Origin of the sequence: Pectobacterium jejuense, assembly GCF_026800125.1 — a bacterium.
Classification (GTDB): Bacteria; Pseudomonadota; Gammaproteobacteria; order Enterobacterales; family Enterobacteriaceae; genus Pectobacterium; species Pectobacterium jejuense.
This window is the reverse complement of record NZ_JAPQKX010000008.1, coordinates 129,165-148,107: the sequence shown is the minus strand read 5'-3', so window position 1 is coordinate 148,107 and position 18,943 is coordinate 129,165. Positions and strand designations below refer to the sequence as shown.

Below are 18,943 nucleotides of genomic sequence, written 5' to 3'. Positions count from 1 at the left end.
ACACCATCGGAACAAAACGGGAGTAATAATGCGGGTCTTACATGTTTGTTCGGAGCTATTTCCACTATTGAAAACCGGTGGACTGGCGGATGTGGCTGGTGCGTTGCCCGGCGCGCAGATTGCGGCGGGTATGGATGCCCGTGTCATCCTGCCTGCCTTCCCCGATCTGAAAAAAGGCATCGCCAACCTACAGGTCGTGCGTGAGCTGGATACCTTCGCGGGACACGTCACGCTGCTGTTCGGCCATTTTAACGGCGTTGGTATTTATTTGATTGACGTGCCTGAGCTGTATGAACGCGCGGGCAGCCCTTATCACGACCCGGCGCTTTATGCGTATGCCGACAACTACCTGCGGTTTGCGCTGCTGGGGTGGATGGGATGCGAAATGGCAGGCGGGCTGGATCAGTATTGGCGACCTGATGTTGTGCATGCTCATGACTGGCACGCGGGGCTGACCTGCGCCTATATGGCGGCGCGCAACCGTCCGGCGAAATCGGTCTTTACCGTTCACAATCTGGCCTATCAGGGGCTATTTGATGCCCGGCATATGCCGAATCTCCAACTGCCGAGCGAGTTCTTTCAGGTGTACGGGCTGGAGTTTTACGGCCAGATTTCCTATCTCAAGGCGGGGTTGTACTACGCTGACCATATTACGACCGTGAGCCCAACCTACGCGCACGAGATTACGCTGCCGGCTTATGGCTACGGTATGGAAGGCTTGCTGAAAACGCGGGAAGAAGAAGGACGGCTGTCCGGCATCCTCAATGGCGTAGACGAAACGATTTGGAATCCGGCGCACGATCCTTTACTCACCAGCCATTACTCCCGGGATGCTTTAGCGGACAAAGCCGCAAACAAGCGGCATCTCCAAACGGCGATGGGCCTGAAGGTGGACGACAAGGCCCCGGTTTTTGCCATCGTCAGTCGCCTGACCAGTCAGAAAGGGCTCGATATCGCGCTAAGTGCGGTGCCGGATCTGCTGGAACAGGGCGGACAGTTGGTGGTACTAGGCGCAGGGGATGCGGATTTACAGGAGGGCTTTCTGGCGGCTGCGGCGGAATATCATGGCCAGGTTGGCGTACAGATTGGCTATCACGAGTCCTTCTCGCACCGCATTATTGGCGGCGCGGATGTCATCATGGTGCCGAGCCGATTTGAGCCTTGCGGGTTAACGCAGCTCTACGGCCTGAAATATGGCACGTTGCCGCTGGTGCGCCGAACCGGCGGGCTGGCGGATACGGTATCGGACTGTTCGCTGGAGAATCTGGCGGATGGGCTGGCAAGTGGGTTCGTCTTTAACGATTGCAGTGTGGGATCGCTATCCCGCGCGATTCGTCGTGTGTTTGTGTTGTGGTCCCGACCCACGCTATGGCGCTATGTGCAGCGTCAGGCGATGGCGATGGATTTTGGTTGGCAGGTTGCTGCTCAGGCTTATGGTGCGCTCTATCAACGCTTGTATACCCACTAGTTTTCCTGCTGCGCGTCATCCTCGTGCAATCTGAAAACGACAGGGTAGGGTAACACTCACTTGGGAATGAATATTATGAACTCGCCGTTTATCTATACTTCACCAACGCTCAGTGTGGAAGCGCTGAAACACTCTATTGCTTACAAGCTCATGTTTAGCGTGGGGAAAGATCCCTCCATTGCGAATAAACATGACTGGCTGAACGCCACGCTGCTGGCCGTGCGTGACCGGATGGTAGAGCGCTGGCTGCGCTCGAATCGGGCACAGCTTTCGCAGGATGTGCGGCAGGTCTATTACCTGTCGATGGAATTTTTGCTCGGGCGGACGCTGTCGAACGCGCTGCTGGCGATGGGATTGTATGACGATCTGAAGGCCGCGCTGGATGGCATGGGACTGGAACTGGACGATCTGCTACAGGAAGAAAACGATCCCGGTCTAGGGAACGGTGGCCTGGGGCGTCTGGCTGCCTGTTTCCTGGATTCGCTGGCGACGATGGCGCTGCCGGGGCGCGGCTACGGTATTCGCTACGAATACGGTATGTTCAAACAGAATATCGTTAACGGCAGGCAGGCGGAATCGCCGGACTACTGGCTGGAATACGGTAATGCGTGGGAATTCCCGCGCCACAGCACGCGCTACAAAGTGCGCTTCGGTGGCCGAATTCAGCAGGAAGGCAGCAAAATGCGCTGGCTGGAAACGGAAGAAGTCATTGCCTGTGCCTACGACCAAATCATTCCCGGTTTTGATACCGACGCCACCAATACTTTGCGTCTGTGGGGCGCGCAGGCCAGTAACGAAATCAATCTGGGTAAATTTAATCAGGGCGACTACTTTGCGGCGGTGGAAGATAAAAACCACTCGGAAAACGTGTCGCGCGTGCTGTATCCCGATGATTCCACCTATTCAGGCCGCGAGCTGCGTTTGCGTCAGGAATACTTCCTGGTTTCCGCCACGGTGCAGGACATTCTCAATCGCCACTGGATGATGCATAAAACGTACAGCAATTTGGCGGAGAAGTTCGCCATTCACTTGAACGATACGCATCCGGTGCTGGCTATCCCTGAGTTGATGCGTTTGCTGATCGATGAGCATAAATTTAAATGGATAGAGGCGTGGACGGTGGTGAGGAAAGTCTTCTCCTACACCAACCACACGCTGATGCAGGAAGCGCTGGAAACCTGGCCGGTTGATATGCTGGGTAAAATCCTGCCGCGCCATCTGCAATTGATTTTCGAAATTAACGAACATTTTCTGGAGTACGTTCAGAAAGAAGCGCCTGATGACAACGATCTGTTGGCGCGGGTTTCCATCATTGATGAAAACAACGGGCGTAAGGTGCGGATGGCGTGGCTGGCCGTGGTCGCCAGCCATAAGGTGAACGGCGTATCGGAGCTACACTCGGATCTGATGGTGCAGTCTCTGTTTGCTGATTTCGCCCGCCTCTTCCCTAATCGGTTCTGCAATAAAACTAACGGTGTGACGCCGCGCCGTTGGCTGGCGCTCGCCAACCCATCGCTCTCCAAACTGCTGGACGACACGATAGGCCAGACCTGGCGCACCGACCTGAGCCAACTGAGCGAGCTGAAACAGCACATCGATTATCCAGCGTTTGTGCAGAAAATCAGTAAGGTGAAGCTGAAGAACAAAGTGCGCTTGGCGACCTATATGGCGGAAACGCTGAATATTGTGGTTAACCCTGAGTCGCTGTTTGATGTGCAGATTAAGCGTATTCACGAATACAAACGGCAACTGCTGAACGTGCTGCACGTTATCACACTCTATAACCGCATTAAGGATGACCCCGAGGTCGAGCGTGTGCCGCGTGTCGTCATTTTTGCGGGCAAAGCCGCATCCGCCTATTATATGGCGAAGCACATTATTAACTTGATCAACGACGTCGCGAAGGTGATCAACAACGATCCGACCCTGCACGATCGGTTGAAAGTCGTCTTCATCCCGAACTACAGCGTGAGCTTGGCACAGTTGATCATCCCGGCGGCGGATCTTTCTGAACAGATCTCGCTGGCGGGGACGGAAGCATCCGGGACCAGTAATATGAAGTTTGCTCTGAACGGCGCGCTGACGATTGGCACGCTGGATGGGGCGAATGTCGAAATGTTGGAACACATTGGCGAAGAGAACATGTTTATCTTTGGCAATACGGCTGAGCAGGTCGAAGCGCTGCGTCAGAACGGCTACAACCCGCGACAGTATTACGATCAGGATGAAGAACTACGCCGTGTACTGACACAAATTACTACAGGCGTCTTCAGCCCTGATGACAGCCGACGCTACAGCGACCTGTTTGATTCACTGGTGAATTTTGGCGATTACTACCAGCTACTGGCAGACTACCGCAGCTATGTGGATACGCAGGATCGGGTTGATGAGCTGTATGAGAAAAAGGATGAATGGGCACGCTGTGCCGTCCAGAATATTGCCAACATGGGTTATTTCTCGTCTGACCGCACCATCGGCGAATACGCAGAGGATATCTGGAATATTAAACCGATACGGTTGTGATGAGAGAAGACCTCTTGAGGGTTAATTTTTAAAAAGATAACAGGCGCTCAATGAGCGCCTGTTTATTATCGTTAGTCCTCATGATGCATGTATTTTTTATGCAGATATCTCAAAGTCAATGAGCCAAAGATTGGAATAGTGAGCAGAATGATAAAAAATAAAAATGAATCTATGTAATCCAAATCTATGGCTGTAATGATAAATAAAAAAATAAAGCCCGCCATCGTGACCATAAAATACTTTTTCATTATGAAATGTAAGCAAATAGAAACAATCCCAACAAGTATGATGTAACCGGATATAATAATTCCTGCCGCAAAATCCCAGCTATTAAAAAAATTAGTATCACTATATCGATCACCGCAAAAAAAAGCATATAAGAATGATAAAAAACACCAAAGAAACGTTGGTGATAAAAAAATATAAATAACAGATGACTTGTTTATCTTTACCCTATTATTACCTGCTTTTAACGATGTATCCTGGTTCATCATCATCCTTAATTGTATTACTCATAACATTAAAGCCAATATTGATACTGTATCATCCTGATATATTGAGACAACTTCAAGCTGCATTGGCGTGCTTGATATTCCCCGTTGCGCTGCTGCCAACATGGGCTATTTCTCGTCTGACCGCACCATCGGCGAATATGCAGAGGATATCTGGAATATTAAACCGATACGGTTGTGATTGCGCGTTGATGATATGAAAAAGCGCCGTAGGCAAAAACCTACGGCGCTTTTGTATTTGCACTAAAAGGCGCTTGTGATAACCGCTGATTAGCCCGCTTTTGCTATCTGCTGGTAATGGTTTGCCAGCCAGTCGCTGATGCGTTGTTTCTGTGCATCATCGAAGCGCATGCCCAGTTTGGTGCGGCGCCAGATGACGTCATCAAGCATAACGGCCCATTCTTTTTCGACCAGATAGCGCAGTTCTGCTTCATACAGGTCATGACCGAAATCTTCACCCAGGTCGCTGAGGCCTTTCACGTTTGCCAGAATCAGTTCGCTGTTTGAACCGTAGGTGCGGCTGTAACGGCGCGTCAGTGATTCCGGCAGGTTGAAGCGGCGACGCAGTGCGGCGGCGTAGTCATCACGCGTGCCAGCGATATCACCACCCGGCAGTACTGCGCCTTTCGTCCAGGCTTTACCCGCTTGCGGGTAGTATTTGTGCAGCTTATCCAGCGCGTGCTCTGCCAGCTTACGGTATGTCGTTAGCTTGCCGCCAAACACGGAAAGCAGTGGAGCCTGACCGTTATCATCATCGACTGACAGCGTGTAGTCACGGGTAATCGCCTGCGGGGAATCGGACTCGTCATCACACAGCGGACGCACGCCAGAGTAAGTCCAGACGATATCGTCACGCGTAAGCTGCTGTTTGAAATGGTCGTTATACACGTCCAGCAGGTAGGCGACTTCGTTGTCATCGATCTTCACATCGTGCGGATTGCCTTTGTACTCCACGTCGGTCGTGCCGATGATTGAGTAGTCATCCTGCCACGGGATCACGAACACAATACGGTGATCTTTGTTTTGCAGAATATACGCCTGCGGCTGGTTATGAACTTTTGGCACCACGATGTGGCTGCCTTTGATCAAACGGATGCCGTAAGGCGATTTCAGTTGCAGGCCGTCATCAAAGAATTCTTTCACCCACGGGCCCGTGGCGTTCACCAGACCTTTGGCACGCCAGGTGAAGGTTTCGCCGGTCAGTGAATCAACGGCATCCACAATCCATACGCCTTGTTCACGGCGAGCGCGGGTCACTTTGGTGCGGGTACGGACTTCTCCGCCGCGTTTTGTCACTTCCTGCGCGTTTAACACCACCAGACGCGCATCGTCCACCCAGCAGTCAGAATATTCAAAGCCCTGCTTCAATTCAGGCTTAAGTACAGAATCTGCGCCGAATTTCAGGCCTTTACTGGCAGGCAGGCTGACGCGTTTGCCGATGTTGTCATACATGAACAGGCCGATACGAATCATCCAGGCCGGACGCAGGTGCGGCTGATGGGGCAAACGAAAGCGCATGGGGAAAATAATGTGCGGGGCCATTTTCAGCAGCGTTTCGCGCTCAGACAGCGCTTCGCTGACCAAACGAAACTCATAGTGCTCAAGGTAGCGCAGGCCACCGTGAATCAGTTTGGAACTGGCGGAGGACGTGGCACAGGCAAGATCCTGCGCTTCCAACAACAGGACTGATAACCCTCGCCCAGCCGCATCTGCGGCGATGCCTGCACCGTTAATTCCGCCGCCGATAACGATTAGATCTTTGGTTTCCACGTTTCTTCCTCCACCCTCGAATAAATCAAAATGTTCGTTTTCGAGCATTATGATAATCGAAAACAAACAAACCAGCCAATGGTTAACCAAATAAAAACATTTATGCGTGACGAACCTAACAATATGATGATAGTTGTCACATTAAAAGAAGGGATATTCGGCTGGAATTGTGCTGTTTTGTCGTTACTCTCCACACTAGTGAAGCACTGTTTTTATAAATAACCTTATAATCAGATGGGTTTTATGCCGTTGAAGGCGGGTTACAATGACGCCTCGGGTTGCCATGACGTCAGTGGTTACTAACATCCTGTCCATTATTAACAAGGTTGTCACTTTCGATGGAACAATTTGAAGCTATCAGTATTGATCAAGCCCATTCCCGCTGGCAGGAAGGGGGCGTTGTTGTTGATATTCGCGATCCACAGAGCTTTGCCGCAGCCCATGTTCCCGGCGCGACGCACCTGACGAACGAGACGCTGTCTGACTTCGTGCGCGGCGCTGACCTCGAAGCACCGGTCATGGTGATTTGCTACCACGGCATTAGCAGCCGCAATGCCGCACAGTACCTGATTAGCCTGGGATTTGATTCGGTGTACAGTATCGATGGTGGCTTTGAGGCCTGGCAAAACCGCTACCCGCAAGACACGCAGGCGCAAGCCTGATCGCATGACGATTAAAGAACCTTTATTATCATGTTTCTAACTCAACCTACTCACTGGCGCTTCCCGCTATGATGATTCGCGTTATTGCTCTCTCCAACCCGCGTCTGGCTCAGGCATTTGTTGACTACATGCGTACACAGCAGGTCCATCTGGAAATGCGGCCTCAGGGGCATGAAGCTGAACTGTGGCTGGAAGATGAAGCCCAACTGAGCAAGGTTCAGGGAGAACTAGAGGTTTTTCTGCGCGACCCGACAAACCCGCGCTATCTGGCGGCCAGTTGGCAAACGGGATCGATGGATACCGGCATTCAATACCAACGCTACTCTTACCTGCAAACGCTGAAGCAAAAGGCAGGCCCGCTGACGCTATCCCTGATGGTCGTGACGATCGCGGTGTTCATCCTGATGCAAATCTCGGGCTATGAGAGCGTGATGGTGTGGCTGGCGTTCCCGGCGGAAGGGCAACAGATAGAGGTGTGGCGCTGGTTCAGTCATGTTTTGTTGCACTTTTCCCTGCTGCACATTTTATTCAATCTCATGTGGTGGTGGTATCTGGGCGGCCCGGTTGAGAAAGTGCTGGGAACCGGAAAATTGCTGGTCATCACGCTGGTTTCCGCACTGGTTAGCGGCTGGGCGCAGTCCTGGTTTAGCGGCACCCATTTTGGTGGCCTGTCTGGCGTGGTTTATGCCCTGATGGGCTATGTCTGGCTGCGAGGGGAACGAGAGCCGGATGGTTATTTATCCATGCCGCGCAGTTTAATGGCCTTCGCTTTACTGTGGCTGGTCGCCGGATATTTCGATATTTTAGGCATGTCGATCGCGAATGCGGCGCATGTGGCTGGTCTGGTTGTTGGGCTATTGATGGCCTTTTGGGACACGTATAATAAAACAAACCCTCGGTAAATCGGGGCGTCTTAGGGGATAAATGTGAAGCAGACACAACGGCATGACGCCATTATTGAGCTGGTGCGCCAGCAGGGCTATGTCAGTACTGAAGAGCTAGTGGAGCATTTTGCGGTAAGCCCGCAGACCATTCGTCGCGATCTGAACGATCTGGCCGAGCAGAATAAAATCCATCGCCACCACGGCGGCGCGGCATTGCCGTCCAGCTCGGTTAACACGGCCTACCATGACCGTAAAATGATGTGGTCGGATGAAAAAGCGCGCATTGCTCGTCGGGTGGCGAGCCAAATTCCAGACGGCGCGACCCTGTTTATCGATATCGGTACTACGCCCGAAGCGGTGGCTTATGCGCTGATGCAGCATAAGGATTTGCGCGTCGTCACCAATAACCTGAATGTGGCAACGCTGTTGACGGCAAAAGAGGATTTTCGCCTGATCTTGGCCGGTGGCGAAGTGCGTACCCGTGACGGCGGTATCATGGGTGAGGCGACGCTGGATTTTATCTCTCAGTTCCGTCTTGATTTCGGCATTTTGGGCATCAGTGGTATTGACATGGATGGGTCATTACTGGAGTTTGATTACCATGAAGTGCGCACAAAACGGGCGATTATTGAAAATTCTCGCTGCGTCATGCTGGTGACGGACCATTCCAAATTTGGTCGTAATGCGATGGTGAATTTGGGTAACATGGATTTGATAGACTATCTTTTTACCGATCAGTCACCACCACCCAGCGTACTGAAAATCATTGAACAACATAAGGTACAGTTGGAGTTGTGTTGAACCCGATGTGCCTTTTCCATGATGGACAAAGGAGGAGGCACGATGTCAGATTCTTCAAGAAAGTCGGGTTCTGCAAAAGTATCAGGATCGTCAAAACGTTCAGCGGCTGCAAAAAAGCCAGAGGCTTTAACGCAGCCCGTTTCCTCCGCCCGTCCCGCTATTGCCTTTGATGCATCAGAATTTACCGCCGCGCTGCGCCGCCAACAGCGGCTCGGTGGCGTCGCGTCCCTGAACGCGATGACGCCAGTGCAGTGCTGGCGCGCCGTTAGCCTTGCGCTGTCTGAACAACTGCTGATGCACTCCGCTTCGCCAACGTCTCCTGCTGCCAATACGCCTCAGCGCCATGTGAATTACCTGTCGATGGAGTTTCTACCCGGTCGTCTGACGGGCAACAACCTGCTGAATCTGGGCTGGTATGACGCAGTAGCCGCCGTGCTCGCCGAGCAGGGGCTGAACCTGAGCGATATTCTGGAACAGGAAACCGATCCTGGTTTAGGCAACGGCGGATTAGGTCGGCTGGCGTCCTGCTTTCTGGATTCGATGGCAACGGTGGGGCAGCCTGCAACAGGTTACGGCCTCAACTACCAATACGGCCTGTTCCGTCAGCATTTTGCGCAGGAAAAGCAGCAGGAAACGGCTGATGACTGGCAGCGCGATACCTATCCGTGGTTTTTACCGCGCGCGGAGCTGGCGGTGGATGTCGGGTTTGGCGGGCGTCTGCAACCCCAAACTGACGGAACCTTGCGCTGGCTGCCGGATACCGTTTTCAGAGGTGAAGCCTGTGACCTGCCGGTGATTGGCTATCACAACGGTGCCGCGCAGCCGCTGCGTTTGTGGCGTGCGACGCATCGCGATCCGTTTGATTTGACGTTATTCAACGAAGGGCACTATCTGCGTGCGGCACAGGCGGGGATTTCTGCCGCCAGCCTGACCAGCGTGCTGTATCCGAACGACAATCACGCAGCGGGCAAACGCCTGCGCCTGATGCAGCAGTATTTCCACTGCGCCTGTTCGGTGGCCGACATTCTGCGCCGCCATCTTAACGCGGGGCGTGCGTTGTCCACGCTGCCTGATTATGAAGTCATCCAGCTTAATGATACTCACCCGACGCTGGCGATCCCCGAACTGATGCGCCTGCTGCTGGATGAGCATCAGATACCGTGGGATGAAGCCTGGTCGATAACCGGACGCACCTTTGCCTATACCAACCACACGCTGATGCCGGAAGCGCTTGAGCGCTGGGACGAACGGCTGCTTGGTCGCCTGCTTCCGCGCCACCTGTCTATCATTCGGCAAATTGATACGCAGTTTAAGGCGCAGGTCGAAAAGCAATGGCCTGGCGATCGGCAGGTATGGGCGAAGCTCGCGATTCGCCACCAGCGCCAGATTCGCATGGCAAACCTGTGCGTTGTCAGCTGCTTTGCGGTCAACGGCGTGGCGGCGCTGCATTCGGAACTGGTGGTGAAAGATCTGTTCCCGGAATATCACCAGCTGTGGCCGACCAAATTCCATAACGTCACCAACGGTATTACGCCACGCCGCTGGCTAAAGCAGTGTAATCCGGCGTTGTCCGCGCTGATCGACGACACGCTGCACACGCCGTGGGTGAATGATCTGCCCGCGCTGCAAGGGCTGGAGCCCTATGCTGACGATGCTGGCTTTCGTGAGCGTTATCGACAAATCAAGGCCGATAATAAAACGCAGCTGGCGACCTACCTGCGCCAGCAGTACGACATTGTTATCGATCCGCAGGCGCTGTTTGATGTGCAAATCAAGCGATTGCATGAGTACAAACGCCAGCATTTGAATCTGCTGCATATCCTCGCGCTATATCGTCAATTGCGTGACAATCCGCATCTGGATATAGTGCCGCACGTCTTTTTGTTCGGTGCCAAAGCGGCGCCGGGCTATGTATTAGCGAAAAACATCATTTACGCCATTAACCGGGTCGCCGCGGTCATTAATCAGGATCGCCGTGTTAATGATCGCCTGAAGGTCGTCTTTCCGCCGGACTATCGCGTCTCGCTGGCCGAACGGATGATTCCTGCCGCGGATGTGTCTGAACAGATTTCAACGGCAGGTAAAGAAGCGTCCGGTACGGGCAATATGAAGCTGGCGCTGAACGGCGCGTTGACCGTCGGCACGTTGGACGGGGCGAATGTGGAAATGGCGCAGCAGGTCGGTGAAGACAATCTGTTCATTTTCGGTCACACCGTTGAACAGGTAAAAGCGCTACAGGCGCAGGGCTATGAGCCGTCTGACTACCTTGCCGTGACGCCGCTGCTGCGTGAAGTGCTGAACGAGCTAGCGAGCGGCGCGTTCAGTCAGGGGGATAAAAATGCGTTTGCCCCGCTGTTGGATAGCCTGCTGAAGCTGGGCGATCCCTATATGTTAATGGCCGATTTTGCACCGTATTGTGAGGTGCAGCAGCGTGTTGATGCGCTTTACCGTGAGCCGGATGAATGGACGCGCCGCTGTGTGCTGAATACCGCCAGAATGGGGATGTTCAGTTCGGACCGGGCGATTCATGATTACCAGACGCGCATTTGGCAGGCGCATCGTTAGGAAAAGGAGAGGGTGTTCAAGGTGGATAAACTGGCAAGCCAGCAGACAGGCATCGCGGAAAGCTATACCGATGCGTATGGCAAAGAGCACATGGTTGCGGCCGCAATCAGAGACCAGATTCAGGCAATGATGGACGTTTCTGATAGCGATAATGCACCTTTGCCGCCTGTTCGGGTCTTTTTGCAAGGCCGGGATGCGGTCATCGAGCTTGCTGGTCACGGTGAATTCCTCTGGACGCTGATGTATGAAAACGGCGGTCAAATTCAAGGACAGATAACAGGCGGCTCAACGCTGGCTCTGCCGGGCGTGCTGCCGCTGGGTTACCACTATCTGACGCTGACGCAGGCCGATCAGCGCTGGAGCTGCAGGATTATTGTCGCGCCGCACCGCTGCTATGAACCCGAATCCTTACTACAGGGAAAACGCTGGTGGGGCGTGACCGTCCAGCTTTATACCTTGCGTTCGCAGAACAACTGGGGCGTCGGGGATTTCGGCGATCTTCGCCAACTGATTGAGCAAATCGCCCGACGCGGTGGTGCCTTTGTGGGACTGAACCCACTGCATTCGCTGTATCCCGCGCTGCCAGAAGCCGCAAGCCCTTATAGTCCTTCCTCTCGGCACTGGCTGAACATTATTTATATCGATGTGAATCGGATCGATGATTTCCAGCAGAGCAGTGAAGCGCAAGCATGGTGGCACCGTGAGGATACGCAAAGCGCGGTTTCTGCGCTGCGGGCAGGGCGCTGGGTCGATTATGAACCGGTGACGGCGCTTAAGCTGACGGCCTTGCGGCTGGCTTTCCGCTACTTTACGACGCGCAGTGCGCTGGATCCACGCATTAGCGCCTTTCGCCAGTTTGTCGTGAGCGGCGGGCAGAGCCTGCAACTTCAGGCGACGTTTGATGCGCTTCAGGCCTACCTGAAAAAGCAGGGTGAGAATTATGCGGACTGGCACCAATGGCCTGCCAGCTACCATGATGTGCACAGCGAAACCGTGAAGTCATTCCGCCGTGAAAACAGCGATGAGATTACGTTCTACAGCTGGCTGCAATGGGTAGCGCATGAGCAACTTGCGGAGTGCTACGCGCACAGTAAACAGCTTGGTCTGCCGCTCGGTCTGTATCGCGATTTAGCCGTTGGCGTTGCACAGGGCGGCGCGGAAACCTGGGACGAGCGGCAGCTCTATTGCCTTGATGCCTCTATCGGCGCACCGCCGGATCCGCTCGGGCCGCAGGGACAAGACTGGCAGCTTGCGCCAGTGAATCCTACTATGCTGCAACTTCGTGGCTATCAACCGTTTATCGACGTCCTGCGCAGCAACATGGCGCACTGTGGTGCGCTGCGTATCGATCACGTGATGGCGCTCTTGCGCCTGTGGTGGATACCTAAGGCGGAGTCGGCGGGCAACGGGGCTTACGTGCATTATCCGGTTGACGATCTGCTGGCGGTGCTGGCGCTGGAAAGCCAGCGTCATCGCTGCCTGATTATCGGTGAGGATTTAGGCACGGTGCCGCCGGAAATTGTCAGCAAGCTGCACGACTACGGTATCTATTCTTACAAGGTGCTGTTCTTTGAAAAGGACGAAGAAAACCACTTCCGCGCGCCGCAAGACTATCCGCGTCAGGCGATGACAACTATCACCACGCACGATCTGCCAACGCTGCGCGGCTACTGGCAAACCGTGGATCTATCGCTGGGTCGGGAATTGGGGCTGTACCCGACGGAGGCGCTACTGCAAGAACAAATGCAGCAGCGTGAGAAAGCGAAACAGGGGTTGCTCAACGCGTTGCATGAATTCGGGCTCTTGCCGCAGCGGGTTGGCCGCAACTCGGCGCTGACGACGATGGGCGCACCGCTAAGCCGTGGCGTTCACCGCTATGTCGCCGATAGCGCAAGCGCGCTGGTGGGATTCCAACTGGAAGACTGGCTGGACATGGCGACACCGGTTAATGTGCCGGGCACCAATCGTGAATACCCCAACTGGCGGCGCAAGCTCACGCGTCCGCTGGAGTCGATCTTCACTGACCGCTGCCTTGAACGACTGGTTAGGGATATGGATTTGCGTCGTGGCGCGCCGATGAAAGTGCAGAAAGCTGAATAACAGAATGAATACTCTTCCTCCCCTGAGTCGGGGAGGAAAAGCAAAGATCAATCAGCAGGGGAGAGGATTAATAGTAGGAGTGCTCGCCGCGCTGGTGTTCGGTGAGGTCTCTCACGCCTTTCAGCTCAGGGAATGTTTGCAGCAGCTCTTTCTCAATCCCTTCTTTCAGCGTGACGTCAACCATAGAACAGCCGTTACAGCCGCCGCCAAATTGCAGAATCGCCAGACCGTCATCGGTAATTTCCATCAGCGTCACGCGGCCGCCGTGGCCCGCCAGCTGTGGGTTGATCTGTGATTGCAGCACATACTCCACGCGTTCCATCAGCGGAGCGTTGTCGTCCACTTTACGCATTTTGGCGTTCGGTGCTTTCAGCGTCAGCTGAGAACCTAACTGGTCGGTCACGAAGTCGATTTCAGCGTCTTCCAGATAAGGTGCGCTGAGTTCGTCCACGTAAGCAGAAATCTTTTCAAACTTCAGTACGGTATCGCTGGCTTCTACGGCATCCGGCGGGCAGTACGACACGCCACACTCGGCGTTTGGCGTACCTGGATTGATAACAAATACGCGAATCTGTGTGCCTTCTTCCTGTTTTGCCAACAGTTTCAGGAAATGCTCCTGAGCAGCATCGGTAATACGGATCATAAGAGTAAGCTCGATAGTTGACTGCACTTATCGGTTATAATACGCCCATCCTCCCCCCAACTACAAGGTTCGGCACAAACACCAGACCTGAACGCCCGCTGCACCTTGAGCCAGCAGCAGCCTGCTGATTTCGGCGGCGGTACTGCCCGTCGTGACCACATCATCCAGTAAAACCACCTGCTGCCCAGACAGCGAGACATCACAGGAAAATGCGCCTCGCAGATTTCGCCGTCGCGCGCTGGCGCTGAGCGTCTGCTGTAGCGGCGTGCGTCGGGTGCGCTGCAATTCGCGTGGCTCGTAAGCACAGTTCAGCCAGCGGGCGAGAGGGCGGGCAAGCAGCTCGGTCTGGTTGAAGCCACGTCGCCACTGGCGGTTCCGGTGCAGGGGAACGGTGAACAGGCGGTCAGGACGGAACAGGGGAACCCGTCCGGTGAGCTTTCGCTCGCGGTAGGTCATCTGCCAGCGCAGCAACAGCTGTCGGGCGAGCACCGTTGCCAGCTCGGTTTTACCGTGAAACTTAAAATGCTTCAGCAGCGTGTTGAATGGCGGCACGTAGTCGCTGATAAAAGTCATCGATTGCCAGGGGGGCGGGTTTTGCAGGCAGCGTCCGCACGGATGTGTTGTATCGCCGGAGGGCAAGCCACAGCGCGGGCAGCAGAGGGGCAAACGCGGCAGATGGCGCTGGCAGTACGAACAAATTCCCTGCTGGCTGTGATGAAGTGGCAATAAGCATAGCCAGCAGCGTGCGGAGATGGTTAACATGGTTTTCCTTAACGATCGTTTTCCCTAAATACGGGTTTTCCCTGAAATATATTGACCCCATGCAAGCGTGAAGGGGTTTCCTGAGGAAGGAAGATAACGGATGGCAGCGTTGTATTGGCAGACTGAAGGCGCAGGAAATACGGATCTTGTGTTGCTGCACGGATGGGGATTGAATGCGCAGGTATGGCAAAGCATTATTGCGCGACTCGCCCCGCATTTTCGTCTGCACTTGGTCGATCTGCCGGGCTATGGCAGAAGTCAGGGGTTTGGGCCGATGTCGCTGAGCGATATGGCGGATTGCGTACTGGCGCAGGCACCGAAACGCGCCATCTGGTTAGGGTGGTCGCTGGGTGGACTGGTTGCCAGCCAGATTGCGTTGAGCGCCCCTACGCGGGTGGAAAAGCTGATTACCGTGGCGTCATCCCCCTGTTTCAGCACACAGGACGGCTGGCCAGGCATCAAACCGGACGTCTTGCAGGGGTTTCAACAGCAGCTTAGCGAAGATTTCCAGCGTACGGTCGAGCGGTTTCTGGCGCTGCAAACGCTGGGAACGGAGAGCGCACGGCAGGATGCCCGACTGTTAAAAAGCGTGGTGCTGGAACAGCCGATGCCATCAGTCGAAGTATTAAACGGCGGGTTGGCGATTTTGCGTGAAGCGGATTTACGCCAGCCGTTAGCCGACCTGGCCGTGCCATTCCTGCGGCTTTATGGTGCCTTAGACGGGCTGGTGCCGCGCAAGGTTGCCGGATTGCTGGATGATCAGTGGCCGAACTCAACCTCGGTCGTCATTCCAAAGGCTGCGCATGCGCCGTTTATCTCGCATCCCGATGCCTTTACCGAGCAGGTGATCGCGTTCGCTCAGGCGTAGCCGACGATAATTTACATTTTCTCCTCAATTTCTCCACGATTTAGCCGACGTCGACAGTTAAGGTAATTCGGCACCCTGTGCGCAGGGTTTCTCTGGGTTGAATTCTGTTCGAATATAAATAGGCTGCTCGTGAAGCAGCCACGTTAAAATATGGCTGAGGAGTGTTGGAGAGATGGCGAACTTTTTTGTCGACCGTCCCATTTTTGCGTGGGTGCTGGCTATCCTTCTCAGCCTGTGCGGTATGTTGGCCATCAAGTCATTGCCGCTGGAACAGTATCCCGATCTGGCTCCGCCCAGCGTGCGGATCACCGCGAGCTACCCCGGCGCGTCGGCGCAGACGCTGGAAAATACCGTCACCCAGGTTATCGAACAGAGCATGACCGGTCTGGATAACCTGATGTACATGTCCTCGGACAGCAGCAATACCGGGCAAGCCAGAGTCATGCTGACCTTCGAGGCAGGCACCGACCCCGATGAAGCCCGTCAGCAGGTGCAAAACCAGCTTCAATCCGCTATCCGCAAGCTGCCACAGGAAGTCCAGCAGCAGGGCGTAACCGTCAGCAAAACGGGCGATACCAATATTCTGATGGTCGCGTTTGTTTCTACCGATGGCAGCATGGACAAGCAGGATATCGCTGATTATGTCGCGACGAATATTCAGGAACCGATCAGCCGTATCAGCGGGGTGGGCGAGGTTTCTGCCTATGGGTCGCAGTATGCGATGCGCATCTGGCTGGATCCGGCCAAACTGATGGATTATGCGCTGACCACCAGCGACGTGGTGCGGGCCATCGAATCGCAGAACAGCCAGGTCTCGGTAGGGCAGGTTGGTGGTGTACCGTCGGTGGATAATCAGGGGCTGAACGCCACGATCAACGCACAATCGCTGTTAGAGACGCCGCAGCAGTTTCGCGATATCACGCTGCGCGTCAATCAGGATGGCTCTGCTGTGACGCTCGGCAATGTCGCAGAAGTTGAACTGGGTGCCGAACGCTACGACTTTCTCAGTCGTTTCAACGGTCAGTCCGCCTCCGGTCTGGGGGTGACGCTGGCTTCTGGGGCGAATGAGCTGGAAACCGATAAGCGCGTCAGAGAACGTATCGAAGAGCTGTCGCAGTATTTCCCGCACGGGCTGGAAGCCAAAATCGCCTTCGAAACCTCCCCTTTTGTTAAAGCCTCTATCACCGATGTGGTGAAAACCCTGTTCGAAGCGGTGCTGCTGGTCTTTCTGGTGATGTACCTGTTCTTGCAGAATTTCCGCGCCACGCTGATTCCTACGATTGCGGTGCCGGTGGTGTTACTCGGCACGTTTGCCGTGCTGTATGCCTTCGGCTTTAGCCTGAATACGCTGACGATGTTCGCGATGGTGTTGGCGATTGGCCTGCTGGTCGATGATGCCATTGTGGTGGTGGAAAACGTAGAGCGGGTGATGAGCGAGGAAGGGCTCTCGCCACGGGATGCGACGCGAAAATCGATGGGTCAGGTGCAGGGCGCGCTGGTCGGAATCGCGCTGGTGCTGTCCGCCGTGTTTGTGCCAATGGCCTTCTTTGGTGGCACCACGGGCGCGATCTACCGCCAGTTCTCCATCACGATTGTGACCTCAATGATCCTGTCGGTGCTGGTGGCGATGACGCTGACCCCCGCGCTGTGTGCGACGCTGCTCAAGCCGCTCGCCAAGGGCCAACATCATGGCCGCAAAGGGTTCTTCGGCTGGTTTAACCGGAGCTTTACCCGTACGTCGCTGAAGTATGAGCGCGGTGTCGGCAAGATATTGATCAGCAGCGGGCGCTGGCTGCTGTTGTATATGGGCATCATCGGGATTATGGCCTTTCTGTTTTTCCGGCTGCCGACCTCGTTTCTGCCGCAGGAAGATCGTGGTGTATTCACGACACAAGTGCAGCTCCCGCCGGGCTCGACGCAGCAGCAGACCTTACAGGTGGTCCACAAGATCGAGCAGTACTATCTCACGCAGGAAAAAGACACCGTGACGTCCGTGTTTTCCACCATTGGCTCGGGGCCGGGTGGAAACGGGCAGAACGTAGCGCGGTTGTTTGTACGGCTTAAAGACTGGAGCGAACGCACCACGCCGGAGAGCAGCTCGTTTGCCGTGATCGAACGAGCGACCAAAGCCTTTCGTCATATTCAGGAAGCGCGCGTGTTTGCCAGCAGCCCGCCGTCGATTAACGGGCTGGGTAGCGCTGCGGGTTTCGCCATGCGGTTACAGGATCGCGGTGGAGTAGGGCACGATGCGCTGATGGCGGCGCGGGATCAGCTCTTAAACATGGCCGACAGCAATCCCGAACTGACGCGCGTGCGCCACAACGGTCTGGATGACAGCTCGCAGTTGCGCATTCATATCGATCAGCGCAAGGCACAGGCGCTGGGTGTGTCGGTAGATGACATTAACAGCACGCTGAAAACGGGCTGGGGCTCGACCTATGTGAATGACTTCCTCGATCGCGGTAGGGTGAAGAAAGTCTACGTTCAGGCGGCGGCGAAGTTCCGCATGCTGCCGGACGATGTCAGCAAATGGTATGTGCGCAACAACAGCGGCGGCATGGTGCCGTTCAGCGCGTTTGCGCAAACCGTCTGGGAAACTGGATCGCCGCGCCTTGAGCGTTACAACGGTTATTCCTCGCTAGAGATTGTCGGTGAAGCGACGCCGGGCGTCAGTACCGGCACGGCGATGAATGTCATGGAGTCACTGGTTGCGCAACTGCCGGAAGGCTTTGGGTTGCAGTGGACGGGCATGTCGTTGCAGGAGCGATTGAGCGGGGCGCAGGCTCCGGCGCTGTATGCCATTTCGCTGCTGGTGGTGTTCCTGTGTCTGGCTGCGCTGTATGAAAGCTGGACGGTGCCGTTCTCCGTCATGCTGGTGGTGCCGATGGGCGTGCTGGGGGCGTTGGTGGCAACCTGGGCGCGCGGTCTGGAAAACGATGTCTATTTTCAGGTTGGGCTACTGACGGTGGTCGGGCTATCGGCGAAGAACGCTATCCTGATAGTGGAATTCGCCAACGAGATGAACCAGAAAGGGAAGGATTTGGTTGAGGCCACGCTGGAAGCTTCCCGTCAGCGACTGCGGCCGATCTTGATGACGTCGCTGGCGTTTATTTTCGGCGTCTTACCGATGGCGACCAGCAGCGGCGCGGGCTCGGCCAGCCAGCATGCGGTGGGAACGGGCGTGATCGGCGGTATGCTGGCTGCCACCTTCCTTGCCATCTTCTTCGTGCCGCTGTTCTTTGTCGTCGTGCGCCGCCGCTTTCCGCTGAAGGAAAAGGTACCGCAACAGGATTAGATACAGATGCAATAATTTATGGGGAAATTCATCAAACTGTAAAAAAAGGTAACTACGTTATGTCCAGCTCAATGACGCAACCAAGGACAT

General features: G+C 54.9%; 12 protein-coding genes and 1 pseudogene. 10 read left to right on the top strand and 3 right to left on the bottom strand.

The window, feature by feature from the left end; translation table 11 throughout:
* Window positions 1-28: 28 nt before the first annotated feature.
* From glgA to NXT09_RS22605, 3 genes and pseudogenes are all read left to right on the top strand, one after another.
* On the top strand, window positions 29-1,468 hold the full coding sequence (glgA, locus tag NXT09_RS15855; protein WP_205552160.1) for a glycogen synthase GlgA: 1,440 nt from the start codon (window positions 29-31) through the stop codon (window positions 1,466-1,468).
* A gap of 75 nt (window positions 1,469-1,543) precedes the next feature.
* The gene (gene glgP / locus NXT09_RS15850; protein WP_205552158.1) at window positions 1,544-3,991 is read left to right on the top strand and encodes a glycogen phosphorylase; all 2,448 of its coding nucleotides are present in this window, start codon (window positions 1,544-1,546) and stop codon (window positions 3,989-3,991) included.
* 609 nt (window positions 3,992-4,600) lie between these two features.
* Window positions 4,601-4,684 (top strand): annotated as a pseudogene (locus NXT09_RS22605) (glycogen/starch/alpha-glucan phosphorylase); the annotation flags it as partial.
* Between the two features lie 89 nt (window positions 4,685-4,773).
* Here NXT09_RS22605 and glpD read toward each other — a convergent pair.
* Window positions 4,774-6,273, bottom strand: a complete 1,500-nt coding sequence (glpD, locus tag NXT09_RS15845; RefSeq protein ID WP_010277863.1) for a glycerol-3-phosphate dehydrogenase — start codon at window positions 6,271-6,273, stop codon at window positions 4,774-4,776.
* Between the two features lie 338 nt (window positions 6,274-6,611).
* Here glpD and glpE point away from each other — a divergent pair, with 338 nt between their 5' ends.
* The 5 genes from glpE (at window position 6,612) to malQ (ending at window position 13,285) form a co-directional block, all read left to right on the top strand.
* Complete coding sequence (glpE, locus tag NXT09_RS15840) at window positions 6,612-6,935, top strand: thiosulfate sulfurtransferase GlpE (protein ID WP_010277860.1); 324 nt, start codon at window positions 6,612-6,614, stop codon at window positions 6,933-6,935.
* Between the two features lie 68 nt (window positions 6,936-7,003).
* On the top strand, window positions 7,004-7,837 hold the full coding sequence (gene glpG / locus NXT09_RS15835) for a rhomboid family intramembrane serine protease GlpG (RefSeq protein WP_205555273.1): 834 nt from the start codon (window positions 7,004-7,006) through the stop codon (window positions 7,835-7,837).
* Between the two features lie 24 nt (window positions 7,838-7,861).
* A complete protein-coding gene (locus tag NXT09_RS15830; RefSeq protein WP_010277854.1) occupies window positions 7,862-8,620 on the top strand; it encodes a DeoR/GlpR family transcriptional regulator in 759 nt (252 codons plus the stop codon).
* Between the two features lie 42 nt (window positions 8,621-8,662).
* A complete protein-coding gene (gene malP, locus NXT09_RS15825) occupies window positions 8,663-11,185 on the top strand; it encodes a maltodextrin phosphorylase (RefSeq protein ID WP_268580299.1) in 2,523 nt (840 codons plus the stop codon).
* A 12-nt stretch (window positions 11,186-11,197) separates the two neighbouring features.
* Window positions 11,198-13,285 (top strand): 4-alpha-glucanotransferase, encoded by a 2,088-nt coding sequence (malQ, locus tag NXT09_RS15820; RefSeq protein WP_268580297.1) that lies wholly within the window; start codon window positions 11,198-11,200, stop codon window positions 13,283-13,285.
* A 67-nt stretch (window positions 13,286-13,352) separates the two neighbouring features.
* Here the strand turns inward: malQ and nfuA are convergent, their stop codons facing one another.
* Together nfuA and gntX are read right to left on the bottom strand one after the other, a co-directional pair.
* Window positions 13,353-13,928, bottom strand: coding sequence for a Fe-S biogenesis protein NfuA (gene nfuA / locus NXT09_RS15815; protein WP_010277845.1), 576 nt, complete (start codon window positions 13,926-13,928; stop codon window positions 13,353-13,355).
* 60 nt (window positions 13,929-13,988) lie between these two features.
* On the bottom strand, window positions 13,989-14,690 hold the full coding sequence (gntX, locus tag NXT09_RS15810) for a DNA utilization protein GntX (RefSeq protein ID WP_268580291.1): 702 nt from the start codon (window positions 14,688-14,690) through the stop codon (window positions 13,989-13,991).
* A gap of 100 nt (window positions 14,691-14,790) precedes the next feature.
* Here gntX and bioH point away from each other — a divergent pair, with 100 nt between their 5' ends.
* Complete coding sequence (bioH, locus tag NXT09_RS15805) at window positions 14,791-15,558, top strand: pimeloyl-ACP methyl ester esterase BioH (protein ID WP_268580289.1); 768 nt, start codon at window positions 14,791-14,793, stop codon at window positions 15,556-15,558.
* Between the two features lie 172 nt (window positions 15,559-15,730).
* Window positions 15,731-18,853, top strand: a complete 3,123-nt coding sequence (gene acrD, locus NXT09_RS15800; protein WP_268580285.1) for a multidrug efflux RND transporter permease AcrD — start codon at window positions 15,731-15,733, stop codon at window positions 18,851-18,853.
* Window positions 18,854-18,943 lie beyond the last annotated feature (90 nt).

Coding starts and splice junctions, on each gene's coding strand:
- glpG (WP_205555273.1), top strand. CDS start 7,004: ATGATGATTCGCGTTATTGCTCTCTCCAACCCGCGTCTGGCTCAGGCA.
- bioH (WP_268580289.1), top strand. CDS start 14,791: ATGGCAGCGTTGTATTGGCAGACTGAAGGCGCAGGAAATACGGATCTT.
- gntX (WP_268580291.1), bottom strand. CDS start 14,690: ATGTTAACCATCTCCGCACGCTGCTGGCTATGCTTATTGCCACTTCAT.
- malP (WP_268580299.1), top strand. CDS start 8,663: ATGTCAGATTCTTCAAGAAAGTCGGGTTCTGCAAAAGTATCAGGATCG.
- glgP (WP_205552158.1), top strand. CDS start 1,544: ATGAACTCGCCGTTTATCTATACTTCACCAACGCTCAGTGTGGAAGCG.
- nfuA (WP_010277845.1), bottom strand. CDS start 13,928: ATGATCCGTATTACCGATGCTGCTCAGGAGCATTTCCTGAAACTGTTG.
- acrD (WP_268580285.1), top strand. CDS start 15,731: ATGGCGAACTTTTTTGTCGACCGTCCCATTTTTGCGTGGGTGCTGGCT.
- glpE (WP_010277860.1), top strand. CDS start 6,612: ATGGAACAATTTGAAGCTATCAGTATTGATCAAGCCCATTCCCGCTGG.
- glgA (WP_205552160.1), top strand. CDS start 29: ATGCGGGTCTTACATGTTTGTTCGGAGCTATTTCCACTATTGAAAACC.